The sequence below is a fragment of the Cupriavidus sp. a3 genome (assembly GCF_051015765.1).
GTDB classification, from domain to species: domain Bacteria; phylum Pseudomonadota; class Gammaproteobacteria; order Burkholderiales; family Burkholderiaceae; genus Cupriavidus; species Cupriavidus oxalaticus_A.
Map to the genome: position 1 here is coordinate 1,017,901 of NZ_CP170643.1, position 14,727 is coordinate 1,032,627.

The window sequence follows — 14,727 nt, forward strand, 5'->3', positions numbered from 1 at the left end:
ATCACCCGGGCCCGGCGAGGCAAGCCATAAAGTGATGCAATCGGCTCTCCGTGGTATTTGATTTGGGCGATAGCCGGCCGGTCCCGGGGCGCGGTGCCTGGTCTGCCTGCCATGCCCCCGCCATGCCCCCGCCATGCCCCCGCCATGCCCTTTTGGGGCTGGCTTGCCCGTATAATCAACGGTTTGCAAATCCAAAACTGACTCGTCGCGCCCGGCCCAGCCGCAGCAGCGTCCGCCATCCCATGAAAGTCTCAGACATTCGCAGCAAGTTCCTGCAGTTCTTCGAATCGAAGGGCCATACCGTGGTCCGCTCGTCCAGCCTGGTGCCGGCGAACGACCCGACGCTGCTGTTCACCAACTCCGGCATGGTGCAGTTCAAGGACGTGTTCCTGGGCACCGACAAGCGGCCGTACACCCGCGCGACCTCGTCGCAGCGTTCGGTGCGCGCCGGCGGCAAGCACAACGACCTGGAGAACGTGGGCTACACCGCCCGCCACCATACGTTCTTCGAGATGCTGGGCAACTTCTCGTTTGGCGACTACTTCAAGCGCGATGCCATCCTGTACGCGTGGGAACTGCTGACCAGGACCTACCAGCTGCCGGCCGAAAAGCTGTGGGTGACAGTCTACGCGGAAGACGACGAGGCATACGACATCTGGGCCAAGGAAGTGGGCGTGCCGACCGAGCGCATCGTGCGCATCGGCGACAACAAGGGCGCGCGCTACGCCTCGGACAACTTCTGGCAGATGGCCGACACCGGCCCGTGCGGCCCGTGCTCGGAAATCTTCTACGACCACGGCCCGGAGGTGTGGGGCGGCCCGCCGGGATCGCCGGAGGAAGACGGCGACCGCTACATCGAGATCTGGAACCTGGTGTTCATGCAGTTCAACCGCGACGAGCAGGGCAACATGACGCCGCTGCCCAAGCCGTGCGTGGATACCGGCATGGGCCTGGAGCGCATCGCCGCGGTGCTGCAGCACGTGCACAGCAACTATGAGATCGACCTGTTCCAGGCACTGATCAAGGCCGCCGCGCGCGAGACCCATATCGACAACCTGAACCAGAACTCGCTGAAGGTCATCGCCGACCATATCCGCGCGTGCTCGTTCCTGATCGTCGACGGCGTGATCCCGGGCAACGAAGGCCGCGGCTACGTGCTGCGCCGCATCGTGCGCCGCGCCATCCGCCACGGCTACAAGCTGGGCCAGAAGACCCCGTTCTTCCACAAGCTGGTGCCGGACCTGGTCGCGCAGATGGGCGAGGCCTATCCGGAACTGGCCGAAGCCCAGTCGCGCGTGACCGAAGTGCTGAAGGCCGAGGAAGAGCGCTTCTTCGAGACCATCGAGAACGGCATGTCGATCCTGGACGCCGCGCTGGCCGAGCTGAAGCTCAAGGGCGGCAAGACGCTGGACGGCGAACTGGCCTTCAAGCTGCACGACACCTTCGGCTTTCCGCTGGACCTGACGCAGGACGTGTGCCGCGAGCAGGAAATCGCCGTGGACGAGGCCGCGTTCGATGCCGCGATGAGCCGCCAGCGCGAGCAGGCGCGCGCCGCCGGCAAGTTCAAGATGGCTGCCGGCCTGGAGTACACGGGCGACAAGACCGTGTTCCATGGCTACGAAAAGCTGGAACTGCCGCGGGCGTTGGTCACCGCGCTGTATGTGGATGGCGCCTCGGTCCAGTCCATGCAGCCGGGCCAGACCGGCGTGGTGGTGCTCGACAACACCCCGTTCTACGCCGAGTCCGGCGGCCAGGCCGGCGACCAGGGCGTGCTGAAGGCTGGCAACGCTGTATTCGCGGTCGCCGACACCACCAAGGTCCAGGCCGACGTGTTCGGCCACCAGGGCACGCTGGCAGGCGGCGCGCTGAAGGTGGGCGACGCCGTCTCGGCGCAGGTCGACGCGCTGCGCCGCGCGCGCACCGTGCGCAACCACTCGGCCACCCACCTGATGCACAAGGCCCTGCGCGAAGTGCTGGGCAGCCACGTGCAGCAGAAGGGCTCGCTGGTGGATGCGGACAAGACCCGCTTCGACTTCTCGCACAACGCCGCGCTGACCGAAGAGCAGATCCGCAAGGTGGAAGAGATCGTCAACGCCGAGATCCTGCGCAACGACGATACGCACGCCGAGATCATGCCGTTCGACGATGCCGTCAAGAGCGGCGCGATGGCGCTGTTCGGCGAGAAGTACGCCGACGACGTGCGCGTGCTGTCGATCGGCACCTCGAAGGAACTGTGCGGCGGCACCCACGTGCATCGCACCGGCGATATCGGCCTGTTCAAGATCGTGGTGGAAGGCGGCGTCGCTGCCGGCATCCGCCGCGTGGAAGCGATTACCGGCGACAACGCGCTGCACTACCTGCAGAACCTGGATGCCAGGCTCAACGAAGCCGCTGCCGTGCTGAAGGCGCAGCCGTCGGAACTCGTGCCGCGCATTGGCCAGGTGCAGGACCAGGTGCGCGCGCTGGAGAAGGAGCTGGAGCGCCTGAAGAGCAAGCTGGCGGCTTCGCAGGGCGACGAGCTGGCGGCGCAGGCCGTCGACGTGAAGGGCCTGAAGGTGCTGGCTGCCCAGCTCGACGGCGCCGACGTGAAGACGCTGCGCGAGACCATGGACAAGCTCAAGGACAAGCTGCAGAGCGCGGCAATCGTGCTGGCGGCCGTGGCCGACGGCAAGGTCAGCCTGATCGCCGGCGTCACCGCCGATGCCACCGGCAAGGTCAAGGCCGGCGAGCTGGTCAACTTTGTCGCCCAGCAGGTGGGTGGCAAGGGCGGCGGCCGTCCGGACATGGCGCAGGCTGGCGGCACCGAGCCGGCCAAGCTGCCGCAGGCGCTGGCGGGTGTCAGCGAGTGGGTGGCGGCCAAGGTCTGATGGCCTGACCATTCCGCAAGCCGATTCGCAAGCAGATGAAGAAGGGGCGCCAGTGGCGCCCCTTCTGCTTTCCTACTTCTCGGTGTTGCCCATGGCACTCCGCAGCGTCGTCAATAAATCCATCGGCAACGGAAACACGATCGTCGAACTCTTGTCCCCGGCGATCTGCGTCAGCGTCTGCATATAGCGCAGCTGCATCGCCTGCGGCTGCCGCGCCAGCATCTGCGCCGCTTCCAGCAGCTTCTCGGATGCCTGCAGCTCGCCCTCGGCGTGGATCACCTTGGCGCGCCGCTCGCGCTCGGCCTCGGCCTGCCGCGCAATCGCGCGCACCATCGACTCGTTCAGGTCGACGTGCTTGATCTCGACGTTCGAGACCTTGATCCCCCACGCATCGGTCTGCGCGTCCAGCACCTTCTGGATATCGAGGTTGAGCTTTTCCCGTTCGGCCAGCATCTCGTCCAGTTCATGCTTGCCGAGCACCGCTCGCAGCGTGGTCTGCGCGAGCTGGCTGGTGGCCTCGAGGAAGTTCGCTACCTGGATAATCGCCAGCTCAGGATCGACCACGCGGAAATACACCACCGCGTTCACCTTGACCGACACGTTGTCGTGCGAGATCACGTCCTGCGGCGGCACGTCCATCACCACCGTGCGCAGGTCCACCCGCACCATCTGCTGCACGGCGGGAATGATCAGCACCAGGCCCGGACCCTTCACCTTCCAGAAGCGCCCAAGCATGAAGACCACGCCGCGCTCGTACTCGCGCAGCACGCGGAACGACGTGATGATGAGCAGCGCCACCAGGAAGATCAATCCGCCGAAGCTGAATCCGAATGCCATGTTCACGCTCCCTTTTTTGGAGTCGGTTGAGCAGCAGAGGGCGCGGCGACCACTTCGAGCACCAGCCCGTGCCGCGCGGTCACCACCACCGGCGTGCCGCGCGCCAGCGGACTCGCGCTGCGCACGCGCCAGCGTTCGCCGCGCACCGAGGCCCAGCCTTCCTGGCCGGGTGCGTCAGGCACGTCGTCGAGCAGTTCGCCGCGGCTGCCGACCAGCGTGTCGGCGCCGCTGACCACCGGCCGCCTGCGCGAGCGCAGCAGCAGCGCCGACATGCCGAATACAAAGAACGCCGACATCGCCGACAGCGCCGCCACCATCGGCAGCGGCACGCCGAAACCCGGCACGTCGGTGTCGATCAGCATCACCGCGCCGAAGGCAAAGGCAATGATGCCGCCCACGCCCAGCGCGCCGAAGGTCGGCAGGAACAGCTCGGCGACCATGCAGCCGATGCCGAGCACCACCAGCGCCAGCCCGGCATAGTTGACCGGCAGCATATGCAGCGCGAACAGCGCCAGCAGCAGGCAGATCGCGCCAACGATGCCGGGCACCACCATGCCTGGCGTGGAGAACTCGAAAATCAGCGCGTAGATGCCGATCATCATCAGCATCAGCGCCACGCTGGGCTCGGTGATGACGGCCAGGAAGCGGTTGCGCCAGTCAGGTTCCAGCGTCACCACCGGGGCATCGCGCGTGCGCAGTTCGCTGGTTTTGCCGCCGGCGGTGACCAGCTTGCGGCCTTCGACCTGGCGCAGCAGTGCGGGCAGGTCGGGCGCGACCACGTCGATCACCTTCTGCGCCAGGGCTTCGTCGGCCGACAGGCTGACGGCTTCGCGCACGGCGCGCTCGGCCCATTCGACATTGCGCCCGCGCAGCTGGGCCAGGCCGCGGATATAAGCCGAGGCATCGTGCATCTGCTTGCGCGCCATGGTGTCTGCCGCGGCAGGTTCGCTTGACGGCGCCGAGGCCGGCGTTGCGCCCGGCAGGGCGTCCGGCTTCTGCGGCCCGCCGATGCCGATCTGCACCGGGCTGGCCGCGCCCAGGTTGGTGCCCGGCGCCATGGCCGCGACATGGCTGGCGTAGAGGATGTAGGTGCCCGCGCTGGCCGCGCGTGCGCCGCCCGGATAGACATAGCTGGCCACCGGCACCGGTGACGCCAGGATTGCCTGGATGATCTCGCGCATCGAGGCATCGAGCCCGCCCGGCGTGTCCATTTCCAGCACCACCAGCTGCGCACCGCCTTCGCGGGCGCGCGCAATGCCGCGCAGGATAAAGCTGGCGCTCGCCGGGCTGACCGCGCCTTTGAGCGGGATCACGTAGACCGGCGGGGTGGCCGTGGCGGCAGGCGCGGAGGCGGGTGCGGCGCGCGCATGCAGGTTGGCGAAGCTGACGGCCAGTGCAGCGCTGCATGCCAGCACCAGGCCGGCCAGCAGCCGAATCGCCCGCATAAACGCGGTGGCAGGTTTCATCGCAAGGGCGGGGCACGCAGGGTGCCGGGGTGGCGCCACTTTCAGTGTAGGCCACCGGGCACATCTTGCATGGCGGCAATGTGCCGACAGCCGGTCGCCGCGAGGGCGCTCAGGCTGCGACGAGCTCGGCCTCGCCTTGCGGTCCGGGTGCGTGCTTGCGCAGCATATCGACCAGCGCATGCAGCGCGGCGCCCGCCATGGCCGGATGCCAGGCCAGCATGGTGCGCACGCGGCCCGCAGGCCCCAGGCCGTGCTGGCTGATGGCGGGCAGGTCCCGGTACAGGGCCAGCACCGATCGCGGCACGATCGCGGCGCCGATGCCGGCCGCCGCGCAGGCGACGATGGCATGGTAGGAGCCCAGCTCCAGTACGCGTGGCGGCGGGGCCGAGTCGCCGCCGGCATACCAGGCCTCGACGCGCGCGCGGTAGTTGCACCCGGACTCGAACGCCAGCAGCGTCGGCACTTCCAGGTCGGCGGAGGAGCGGATCGGGCGATGCCCGGCACGCGCGATTACCACCAGCTCCTCCTCGAAGGCGGGAACGGCTGCCAGCCCCGGCTCGGAAAGCGGCTCGGCGACAAAGGCGCAATCGACCTCGAAGCGCGCCAGCGCATCAAGCGCCTGCCGCGTCGCCAGCGTCACCAGTTCCAGCTGGACCTCGGGCCACGCCTGGTGGTACGCCGCCAGCACATTGGGCAAGCGGCTGGCCGCGGTGCTTTCCATCGAGGCGATGCGCAGGCGGCCGCTGGGACGTGCCGGCAGCACCGCCTGGCGCGCTTCCTCGGTCAGCTGCAGGATGCGGCAGGCGTAGTCGAACAGGGTCTGTCCCGCCGGCGTCAGCACCATGCGCCGGCCATCGCGCACGAACAACTCGACCCCGAGCGACTGCTCCAGCTGGCGGATGCGAGTGGTCACGTTGGATTGCACCCGGTGCAGCCGCTCGGCCGCACGGGTGATGCCGCCGGCTTCGACGACGGCACGGAAGATTTCAAGCTCGGCAAGGTCCATGGCCATGGTCTCGGAACGGGAATCCGAAATCCATCTCGACTAATGATGCATTACATCTGGATAATTCATTTTTCGGGATGGCATTCACAGCGTAGCATACAGGGACTGCAATGCAACCGCTGCGCCCACAGCCAGAGCCATGTCCAAGCTCCACAGCCTCGATCCCGACCAGGTCGCCGCCGCCAGCCCCACCACTTCGATACCGGCCGCGCCGTTGCGTCACGCCGGTCCGGTGGCGGTGGCGATGGCCGGCCTGGTGTCGCTGGCGGTGGTGATGGGAATCGGCCGCTTCGCCTTTACGCCCTTGCTGCCGATGATGCTGCACGACGGCATCGTCGACTTGCACCAGGGCGGCTGGCTGGCAACGGTCAACTACCTCGGCTACTTCCTTGGCGCCGCGCTGTGCATGTTTATCCGCACGGACGCCGTGCGCATGGTTCGCTGGGGGCTGGTAGCGACGGTGCTGCTGACGCTGGGCATGGCGCTGCCGGGTGGCATGCCGGCGTGGTCGCTGTGGCGCTTCGCCGCCGGCGTGGCCAGCGCGGTGGTGCTGGTCTATACCGCCGGCTGGTGCCTGCAGCGGCTGGCCGAACTGGGCAAGCCGCAACTGGGCGGGCTGATCTTCTGTGGGCCGGGGCTTGGCATCGTCGCCACGGGCCTGGGCGCCTCCGGCATGGTCGGCGCGGGCTGGCAGGCCGACCATGGCTGGCTGGCCTTCACCGTCTTGGCCGCGGTGCTTGTGGCTCTGGTGTGGCGCATTTTCGTGGCGCCGCCGATCGCCGCGGACGCCGGCCAGGCGCGCGCCACTGGCGCCGCGCAGCCGGCCGGCGCCGCCGCGCGGCTCGACGCCCAGACCTGGACCCTGACGCTGGCCTACGGCCTGGCCGGCTTCGGCTACATCATCACCGCCACCTTCCTGCCGGTGATTGCGCGCGAGGCGCTGCCGGGCACGGTCTGGGCCGACCTGTTCTGGCCGATCTTCGGCGCCGGCGTAGCGGTCGGGGCCGTGCTGGCGACGCGGGTGAGCATGGCGCACGACAGCCGCAAGCTGCTGACGATTTCCTACGGCATGCAGGCGCTGGGCGTCGCGATTGCGGTGCTGTGGCCGACGGTGGCGGGGTTTGCGCTGAGCAGCCTGCTGGCCGGCCTGCCGTTCACCGCGCTGGTCGCCTTCGCCATGCGCGAGGCCCGGCGCCTGTGGGGCCCGCACGCGCCGCGGCTGATGGGGTTGATGACCGCGTCGTACGGCCTCGGCCAGATCGCCGGACCGCCACTGGCAACCGCGCTGGTGGCGCGCACTGGCGGCTTCGCCAGCTCGCTGGCCTGCGCGGCGGCATCGCTGCTGGTGGGTGCGCTGGTGTTCGCCTGGATGCGCCGCGCCTGGCCGCTGGCGCCCGCACGGAGCGGATCGTGAAGGTGCGCTACAGTATCGCCTTTGCCGCCTGACGCGCCACGCATCGCGGCTGCCGCGCCTGCGCCGCAGCCCGTGGCGCAGCACAGAAGGCCGGGGCCGACCCCGGCACGCGAGACCGGGCGGCGCAGGAGCGAGCCCCATGTCTTTTGCCTTGCAGCCCGCGCGTGCCGCGGGCGCCTCCCCGCAGCCTGTCTCCGCCGAAGAGCAGCGCGTGCGCCTCGACCTTGCCGCCGCCTACCGGCTGGCCGCGCGCGAGGGCTGGGATGACCTGATCTACACCCATATCTCGGCCACCGTGCCCGGCGAGCCGGACCATTTCCTGATCAACCCGTTCGGCTTTGCCTTCGACGAGATCCGCGCCAGCGACCTGGTCAAGATCAATGGCCGCGGCGAGGTCGTCGGCGAGACTGTCCACCAGGTCAACGTCACCGGCTTCTCGCTGCACGCCGCCGTGCACGCGGCCCGGCCCGACGCGATGTGCGTGATGCACCTGCATAACACCGCCGGCATCGCGGTGTCGGCGCAGGCAGCCGGCCTGCTGCCGCTGTCGCAGCACGCGATGCGCTTTTACGGCCGCATCGCTTATCACGACTACGAAGGGCTGGCCTTCAGCCCGGCCGAAGGCGGGCGGCTGACCGCTTCGTTGGGCGAGCACCCCGCCATGCTGCTGCGCAACCACGGCACGCTGACCGTGGGCCGCACCGTGGCCGAGGCCTATGTGCTGATGGCGACGCTGATCAAGGCCTGCGAGATCCAGATCGCTGCGCAGGCGGGCGGCGCGCTGGTGCAGCCGGATCACGGCGTCGCCCACAAGACCTCCGGGCAACTGTTCGACAACGGCGCCATCGAGGGCGTGATGGAGTGGCCCGCGCTGCTGCGCAAACTCGATAGAATCGATCCTTCCTACCGGGACTGATTGCCACGTCCCGTGGCGACTACCTAGAACACCAATCATCACAAGGAGCATTGCATGCCGACTTTCCACGTCGAAATGTTTGAAGGCCGTACCATCGATCAGAAGCGCAAGTTCGTCGAGGAAGTGACGCGCGTCACCTGCGAGACGCTGGGCTGCTCGGCCTCGGCCGTCGACATCATCATCACCGACGTCAAGCGCGAGAACTGGGCCACCGGCGGCGAGCTGTGGGCCGACAAGAAGTAAGGCACTGAACGGCCTGGACACCATGCAGCACTTCGCCTCCGACAACTACGCCGGCTTCTGCCCGGAATCGCTCAAGTATTTCCTGGAAGCCAATGCCAGCGGCCACGAGCAGGCCTATGGCGACGACAGCTGGACGCAGAAGGTCTGCGACCGCATCCGCGACCTGTTCCAGACCGATTGCGAAGTGTTCTTCGTGTTCAACGGCACGGCGGCCAACTCGCTGGCGCTGTCGGCGCTGTGCCAGTCGTACCACTCGGTGATCTGCCACGAACTGGCGCATATCGAGACCGATGAGTGCGGCGGCCCGGAGTTTTTCTCCAACGGCTCCAAGCTGCTGACCGCGCCGGGCGAGAACGGCAAGCTCACGCCCGATGCGATCGAGGCGCTGGTCACGCGCCGCTCGGACATCCACTACCCCAAGCCCAAGGTGGTGTCGCTGACGCAGTCGACCGAGGTCGGCACGGTGTACAGCGTGGAAGAGGTGCGCGCGATCGCGGCCATCGCCAAGCGCCGGCAGCTGCGCGTGCATATGGACGGCGCGCGCTTTGCCAATGCGGTGGCGTCGCTGGGCGTGCATCCGTCCGAGATCACCTGGCGCGCCGGCGTCGACGTGCTGTGCTTCGGCGGCACCAAGAACGGCTTGCCGGTGGGCGAGGCGGTGGTATTCTTCGACCGCCGCCTGGCCGAGGATTTTGCCTATCGCGTCAAGCAGGCCGGGCAGCTGGCGTCGAAGATGCGGTTTATCTCGGCGCCATGGCTGGGGCTGCTCGAGAACGATGTGTGGCTGGCCAACGCGCGCCATGCCAACGCCATGGCGCAACTGCTGCAGCAGCGCATTGCCGACATCCCCGGCGTGCGCATCATGTTCCCGACGCAGTCCAACGCCGTCTTCGCCGAGCTGCCGCTGCCGGCGATCGAGGCGCTGCGCGCCAGGGGCTGGCGCTTCTATACCTTCATCGGCGCCGGCGGCTGCCGCTTCATGTGTTCGTGGGACCTGCAGCCGCAGACGGTGGAGGCGCTCGCCGCCGACATGCGCGCGGCATGTGGCGCCTCAAGGGGTGCCTGAGCAGGTGCTTGAACGAGGCGGCGCGATCATTCTGATAACGAGACACCTACAGGAGCCCCCCAATGCAATACCGATTCTGCCCGCAGTGCGGCGCGCCGCTCGAGGTGCTGCCGCTGTCCGGGCGCGAACGCCATGCCTGCGTGCAGCATGAATGCGGCTTCGTGCACTGGAACAACCCGCTGCCGGTGCTGGCGGCGGTGGTGGAGTACCAGGACAAGCTGCTGCTGGCGCGCAACGCCGCCTGGCCGGAGAAGATGTTTGCGCTGGTGACGGGGTTCCTGGAGCGCGACGAGCCGCCCGAGCTGGGCGTGGCGCGCGAGCTGAAGGAAGAGACCAACCTCGATACCGAGTCGGTCTCGCTGATCGGCGTCTACGAGTTCATGCGCAAGAACGAGCTGATCATCGCCTACCACGTCAAGGCGACCGGCACCGTCCAGCTGTCCGAGGAACTGGCCGAATACAAGCTGGTGGCGCCCGAGGACGTGCGCGTGTGGTCGGCAGGTACCGGCTTCGCCGTGGCCGACTGGCTGGCCGCGCGCGGTTACCCGGTGCGCTTCTTCGACCGGCAGACCGGCGCGGATATTCCGGACCCGCGCCGCCCGCATGACTTCAGCCAGGTCGGGGCTTCGCTACAATATCGCTGGTGAGAGTCCCCCGAATAGCCTCAGAACCCGAAGGAAGAGACGAATGGAGTTCCAGAAAGAAGTGGATGCGCGCGGCCTGAACTGCCCGCTGCCGATCCTGCGCACCAAGAAGGCGCTGGCCGACATGGCCAGCGGCGAAGTGCTGAAAGTGCTGGCGACCGATCCCGGCGCGACGCGCGATTTCCAGGCCTTCGCCAAGCAGACCGGCAACGAGCTGCTGTCGCATTCGGAAGTCGACAAGGTGTTCGTGTTCTACATGCGACGCCGCTGATCGATCTCGACGAGAGACAAAGAAAAAGCCGCTTCAAGCGGCTTTTTCATTTGGTGAACGAGGCGAACGTTCAGCTGTTCGGCCGCGTCAGGTGCTCGCGCGATTCCAGATAGGCGCTGAATTCGGCGCCGACTTCCGGGTGCTTCAGCGCAAACTCGACCGTCGCCTTCAGGTAGCCCAGCTTGCTGCCGCAGTCATAGCGGCGCCCCTGGTATCGGTAGGCCAGCACCTGCTCCTGGCCCAGCAGCGACTGGATCGCGTCGGTCAGCTGGAACTCGCCGCCGGCGCCAGGCTTCAGCTCGCGCAGGTGGTCGAAGATGCGCGGCGTCAGGATGTAGCGGCCGACCACGCCCAGGTTCGACGGGGCGTCTTCCGGGGCAGGCTTTTCCACGATGCCCGATACCTTGATCACGCCTTCATCCCACTCGCGGCCATCGATCACGCCGTAGGAGCGGCTCTGCTCCGGCGAGATTTCCTCGACGCCCAGCACCGAGCAGTTGTAGTGGTTGAAGGTATCCACCATCTGCTTCATCACCGGCGGGTTGCCGTCGATCAGGTCGTCGGCCAGCATGATCGCGAACGGGGTGTCGCCGACCAGCTTGGCGGCGCACAGCACCGCGTGGCCCAGGCCCAGCGCCTCGGGCTGGCGCACGTAGTAGCACTCCACGTTGGCGGGCTTGATCGAGCGCACCACGTCCAGCAGCGCCTGCTTGTTCTTGGCTTCCAGCTCGACTTCCAGCTCGAAGGCCTTGTCGAAATGGTCCTCGATGGCGCGCTTGGAGCGGCCGGTGACGAAAATCATCTCGGTAATGCCGGCGGCCATGGCTTCTTCCACGGCGTACTGGATCAGCGGCTTGTCCACTACCGGAAGCATTTCCTTCGGGCTGGCCTTGGTGGCTGGCAGGAAGCGGGTGCCCAGGCCTGCGACCGGGAAGACGGCCTTGGTGACGCGATTTTCCATATCAGGTGTACCTCTCAGATGCTGGTTCATAACCCTGCCAGCCATTACCGGCGCCGTCTGTCCGGTTCCGTCCGACGCCGCTGGACGGAAACCAGACTGGCAGGGGCGTCATCGGCTGCCGGTCAGGCCGGCAGCCGTTGCAGCTGACCCTGCAGCTTGGCCAGCGTTTGCTCGAAATCAGCGAGTCGTTGCGTCTCTTGCGCCACCACGGCGGGCGGCGCCTTGGCGACAAAGCTTTCATTGGAGAGCTTGCCGCGGCACTTGCCGATCTCTGCAGCGATGCGTTCGACCTCTTTCGACAGGCGCGCGCGCTCGGCGGCGACGTCGATTTCGATCTTCAGCAGCAGGTGGTTGCCGCCGGCAATGGCTACCGGCGCACCTGCGCCTTCGGCCTGCAGGGTGCTCTCGTCTTCGAAGACGCGCACCTCGGAAAGTTTCGCCAGCGCCTGAATATGTGCGCTGGCCGCCTTCAGGAATTCGCTGTCGCCTTCGGCATAGAGCGGGATGCGCTGCGCCGGCGAGATGCTCATTTCGCCACGCAGGTTGCGGCAGGCATCGACCACTTCCTTCAGGCGCGCCACCCATTGCTCGGCGTCCTCGTCGATCTTGGCGACAGCCGGCAGCGGGTAGGACTGCAGCGAGATGGTCTCGCTGCCGTCGCCCTTGGCGCGGCCGGCAAGCGGGGCCACCTTCTGCCACAGCTCTTCGGTGATGAAGGGAATGATGGGGTGCGCCAGGCGCAGCACGGTCTCGAGCACGCGCAGCAGCGTGCGGCGGGTGGCGCGCTGCTGGGCTTCGGTGCCGGTCTGGATCTGCACCTTGGCCAATTCCAGGTACCAGTCGCAGTACTCGTCCCAGACGAACTTGTAGATCGCGTTGGCGATATTGTCGAAGCGGTACTCGGCAAAGCCCTTCTCGACCTCGGCTTCCACGCGCTGCAGCAGCGACACGATCCAGCGGTCGGCCTGCGAGAAGTGCAGGTAGCCGTCCGGGCCGCAGTCATTGTTGCACGGGCCCATGCCGCAGTCATGGCCTTCGGTGTTCATCAGCACGAAGCGGGTCGCGTTCCACAGCTTGTTGCAGAAGTTGCGGTAGCCCTCGCAGCGGCCGGTGTCGAAATTGATGTTGCGGCCCAGCGTCGCCAGCGAGGCGAAGGTAAAGCGCAGCGCATCGGCGCCGAAGGCGGGAATGCCCTCGGGGAATTCCTTCTTCGTCTTCTTCTCGATCTTGGGCGCGTCCTTGGGGCGGCGCAGGCCGGTGGTGCGCTTCTTCAGCAGCGTGTCGAGGTCGATGCCGTCGATCAGGTCCACCGGGTCGAGCGTGTTGCCCTCGGACTTGCTCATCTTCTTGCCTTCCGAATCGCGCACCAGGCCGTGCACGTAGACGGTATGGAAGGGCACCTTGCCGACGAAGTGCTTGGTCATCATGACCATGCGCGCCACCCAGAAGAAGATGATGTCGTAGCCGGTGACCAGCACCGACGACGGCAGGAAGTGCTTCATCTCCGGGGTTTCCGCCGGCCAGCCCAGCGAGGAGAAGGGCACCAGCGCCGACGAGAACCAGGTGTCGAGCACGTCTTCCTCGCGGCGCAGCGCGCCGGTGCTGCCGGCGGCGCGGGCCTTGGCGAGCGCTTCCTCTTCGGTGCGGCCGACGAAGCAGTTGCCGGCATCGTCGTACCACGCCGGGATCTGGTGGCCCCACCACAGCTGGCGCGAAATGCACCAGTCCTGGATGTTGCCCAGCCACTGGTTGTAGGTGCTGATCCAGTTTTCCGGCACCAGCTTGATCTCGCCGCTCTGTACGGCTTCGAGCGCCACCTCGGCGATCGAGCGGCCCGGGTTGAAGGTGCCTTCCGGCGCCGGCTTGCTCATGGCGACGAACCACTGGTCGGTCAGCATCGGCTCGATCGCGCTGCCGGTGCGCTCGCTGCGCGGGGTCATCAGCTTGTGCTTCTTGACCTCTTCCAGCAGGCCTCGCTTGTCGAGGTCCTCGACGATAGCCTTGCGCGCGTCGAAGCGGTCCAGGCCGGCGTAGGCGGCCGGCGCGTCGGCAACGACCTTTGCTTCCAGCGTCAGGATCGACAGCTGCGGCAGGTTGTGGCGCTGGCCGACGGCATAGTCATTGAAGTCGTGGCCCGGGGTCACCTTGACCACGCCGGTGCCGAACTCGCGGTCGACGTATTCGTCGGCGATCACCGGAATCTGGCGGCCGGTCAGCGGCAGGTGCACCGATTTGCCGATCAGGTGCGCGTAGCGCTCGTCTTCCGGGTGGACCATCACGGCCACGTCGCCCAGCATGGTTTCCGGACGCGTGGTGGCCACGGTCAGGTGGGTCAGGCCGCGCTTGGCGTCAGCCTCGACCAGCGGATAGCGGATATGCCACAGCGAGCCTTCTTCCTCGACGCTGTCGACTTCCAGGTCCGACACGGCGGTGCCCAGCACCGGATCCCAGTTGACCAGGCGCTTGCCGCGGTAGATCAGGCCCTGCTCGTACAGGCGCACGAACGCTTCGGTCACCGCCTTCGACATCTCCGGCGACATGGTGAAGTACTCGCGGCTCCAGTCGATCGACGCACCCATGCGGCGCACCTGGCGGGTGATGGTCGAGCCCGACTCTTCCTTCCAGGCCCACACCTTCTCGGTGAACTTCTCGCGGCCGAGGTCATGGCGCGACACGCCCTCGCCCTCGAGCTGGCGTTCCACCACGATCTGGGTGGCAATGCCGGCGTGGTCGGTGCCCGGCACCCACAGCGTGTTGGCGCCCAGCATGCGCGCGTGGCGCGCCAGGCCGTCCATGATGGTCTGGTTGAAGGCATGGCCCATGTGCAGCGTGCCGGTCACATTCGGCGGCGGCAGTTGGATCGCGAAGTCCGGGCGGGCAGGGTCGAAGGTCGGCTTGGCGATGCCGCGGCTCTCCCACTCGGGGGCCCATTTCGCCTCGATGGCGGCGGGTTCGAAGCTCTTGGCAAGCGATTGGTCTTGGGCGGTCATGCTGGGATGTCGAGGTTGGCGTCTGGATGCGTCGCAGGGCTGTAGC

Annotated in this window: 12 protein-coding genes; 7 read left to right on the plus strand and 5 right to left on the minus strand. The window is 67.2% G+C overall.

What is annotated here, in order from left to right:
* The first annotated feature begins 242 nt into the window (after positions 1 to 242).
* Positions 243 to 2,867: an alanine--tRNA ligase gene (gene alaS / locus ACAD63_RS04820; RefSeq protein WP_434033507.1), complete on the plus strand. Its 2,625-nt coding sequence runs from the start codon at positions 243 to 245 to the stop codon at positions 2,865 to 2,867.
* A 72-nt stretch (positions 2,868 to 2,939) separates the two neighbouring features.
* Here alaS and ACAD63_RS04825 read toward each other — a convergent pair whose 3' ends face one another.
* The 3 genes from ACAD63_RS04825 to ACAD63_RS04835 form a co-directional block, all read right to left on the minus strand.
* Entirely contained in the window at positions 2,940 to 3,704 is a 765-nt protein-coding gene (locus tag ACAD63_RS04825) for a slipin family protein (protein ID WP_133097405.1), read from the minus strand.
* 2 nt (positions 3,705 to 3,706) lie between these two features.
* On the minus strand, positions 3,707 to 5,170 hold the full coding sequence (locus ACAD63_RS04830; RefSeq protein WP_434033508.1) for an NfeD family protein: 1,464 nt from the start codon (positions 5,168 to 5,170) through the stop codon (positions 3,707 to 3,709).
* Between the two features lie 109 nt (positions 5,171 to 5,279).
* On the minus strand, positions 5,280 to 6,176 hold the full coding sequence (locus ACAD63_RS04835; RefSeq protein WP_135705654.1) for a LysR family transcriptional regulator: 897 nt from the start codon (positions 6,174 to 6,176) through the stop codon (positions 5,280 to 5,282).
* A gap of 139 nt (positions 6,177 to 6,315) precedes the next feature.
* Between ACAD63_RS04835 and ACAD63_RS04840 the strand changes: the two genes are divergently transcribed.
* The 6 genes from ACAD63_RS04840 (at position 6,316) to ACAD63_RS04865 (ending at position 10,730) form a co-directional block, all read left to right on the plus strand.
* Entirely contained in the window at positions 6,316 to 7,590 is a 1,275-nt protein-coding gene (locus tag ACAD63_RS04840; protein WP_434033509.1) for a YbfB/YjiJ family MFS transporter, read from the plus strand.
* A gap of 139 nt (positions 7,591 to 7,729) precedes the next feature.
* Complete coding sequence (locus ACAD63_RS04845; RefSeq protein ID WP_434033510.1) at positions 7,730 to 8,506, plus strand: class II aldolase/adducin family protein; 777 nt, start codon at positions 7,730 to 7,732, stop codon at positions 8,504 to 8,506.
* A 54-nt stretch (positions 8,507 to 8,560) separates the two neighbouring features.
* A complete protein-coding gene (locus tag ACAD63_RS04850; RefSeq protein WP_029045525.1) occupies positions 8,561 to 8,749 on the plus strand; it encodes a 4-oxalocrotonate tautomerase in 189 nt (62 codons plus the stop codon).
* A 22-nt stretch (positions 8,750 to 8,771) separates the two neighbouring features.
* Positions 8,772 to 9,815 (plus strand): threonine aldolase family protein, encoded by a 1,044-nt coding sequence (locus tag ACAD63_RS04855; RefSeq protein ID WP_434033511.1) that lies wholly within the window; start codon positions 8,772 to 8,774, stop codon positions 9,813 to 9,815.
* A 62-nt stretch (positions 9,816 to 9,877) separates the two neighbouring features.
* Positions 9,878 to 10,462 carry an NUDIX domain-containing protein gene (locus ACAD63_RS04860; RefSeq protein ID WP_133097410.1) on the plus strand — a complete coding sequence of 195 codons (585 nt, stop codon included), beginning with the start codon at positions 9,878 to 9,880 and terminating at the stop codon, positions 10,460 to 10,462.
* Between the two features lie 40 nt (positions 10,463 to 10,502).
* Positions 10,503 to 10,730 carry a sulfurtransferase TusA family protein gene (locus tag ACAD63_RS04865; protein ID WP_029045528.1) on the plus strand — a complete coding sequence of 76 codons (228 nt, stop codon included), beginning with the start codon at positions 10,503 to 10,505 and terminating at the stop codon, positions 10,728 to 10,730.
* A gap of 70 nt (positions 10,731 to 10,800) precedes the next feature.
* Here ACAD63_RS04865 and galU read toward each other — a convergent pair whose 3' ends face one another.
* Together galU and ACAD63_RS04875 are read right to left on the minus strand one after the other, a co-directional pair.
* Entirely contained in the window at positions 10,801 to 11,691 is an 891-nt protein-coding gene (galU, locus tag ACAD63_RS04870) for a UTP--glucose-1-phosphate uridylyltransferase GalU (RefSeq protein ID WP_133097411.1), read from the minus strand.
* Positions 11,692 to 11,813: 122 nt separating this feature from the next.
* Positions 11,814 to 14,681: a valine--tRNA ligase gene (locus tag ACAD63_RS04875; protein ID WP_133097412.1), complete on the minus strand. Its 2,868-nt coding sequence runs from the start codon at positions 14,679 to 14,681 to the stop codon at positions 11,814 to 11,816.
* Between the last annotated feature and the right edge of the window lie 46 nt (positions 14,682 to 14,727).

Bases quoted from the DNA above. Each gene is read 5' to 3' on its own strand.
- alaS (WP_434033507.1), top strand. From the start codon at position 243: ATGAAAGTCTCAGACATTCGCAGCAAGTTCCTGCAGTTCTTCGAATCG.
- ACAD63_RS04825 (WP_133097405.1), bottom strand. From the start codon at position 3,704: ATGGCATTCGGATTCAGCTTCGGCGGATTGATCTTCCTGGTGGCGCTG.
- ACAD63_RS04830 (WP_434033508.1), bottom strand. From the start codon at position 5,170: ATGAAACCTGCCACCGCGTTTATGCGGGCGATTCGGCTGCTGGCCGGC.
- ACAD63_RS04835 (WP_135705654.1), bottom strand. From the start codon at position 6,176: ATGGACCTTGCCGAGCTTGAAATCTTCCGTGCCGTCGTCGAAGCCGGC.
- ACAD63_RS04840 (WP_434033509.1), top strand. From the start codon at position 6,316: ATGTCCAAGCTCCACAGCCTCGATCCCGACCAGGTCGCCGCCGCCAGC.
- ACAD63_RS04845 (WP_434033510.1), top strand. From the start codon at position 7,730: ATGTCTTTTGCCTTGCAGCCCGCGCGTGCCGCGGGCGCCTCCCCGCAG.
- ACAD63_RS04850 (WP_029045525.1), top strand. From the start codon at position 8,561: ATGCCGACTTTCCACGTCGAAATGTTTGAAGGCCGTACCATCGATCAG.
- ACAD63_RS04855 (WP_434033511.1), top strand. From the start codon at position 8,772: ATGCAGCACTTCGCCTCCGACAACTACGCCGGCTTCTGCCCGGAATCG.
- ACAD63_RS04860 (WP_133097410.1), top strand. From the start codon at position 9,878: ATGCAATACCGATTCTGCCCGCAGTGCGGCGCGCCGCTCGAGGTGCTG.
- ACAD63_RS04865 (WP_029045528.1), top strand. From the start codon at position 10,503: ATGGAGTTCCAGAAAGAAGTGGATGCGCGCGGCCTGAACTGCCCGCTG.
- galU (WP_133097411.1), bottom strand. From the start codon at position 11,691: ATGGAAAATCGCGTCACCAAGGCCGTCTTCCCGGTCGCAGGCCTGGGC.
- ACAD63_RS04875 (WP_133097412.1), bottom strand. From the start codon at position 14,681: ATGACCGCCCAAGACCAATCGCTTGCCAAGAGCTTCGAACCCGCCGCC.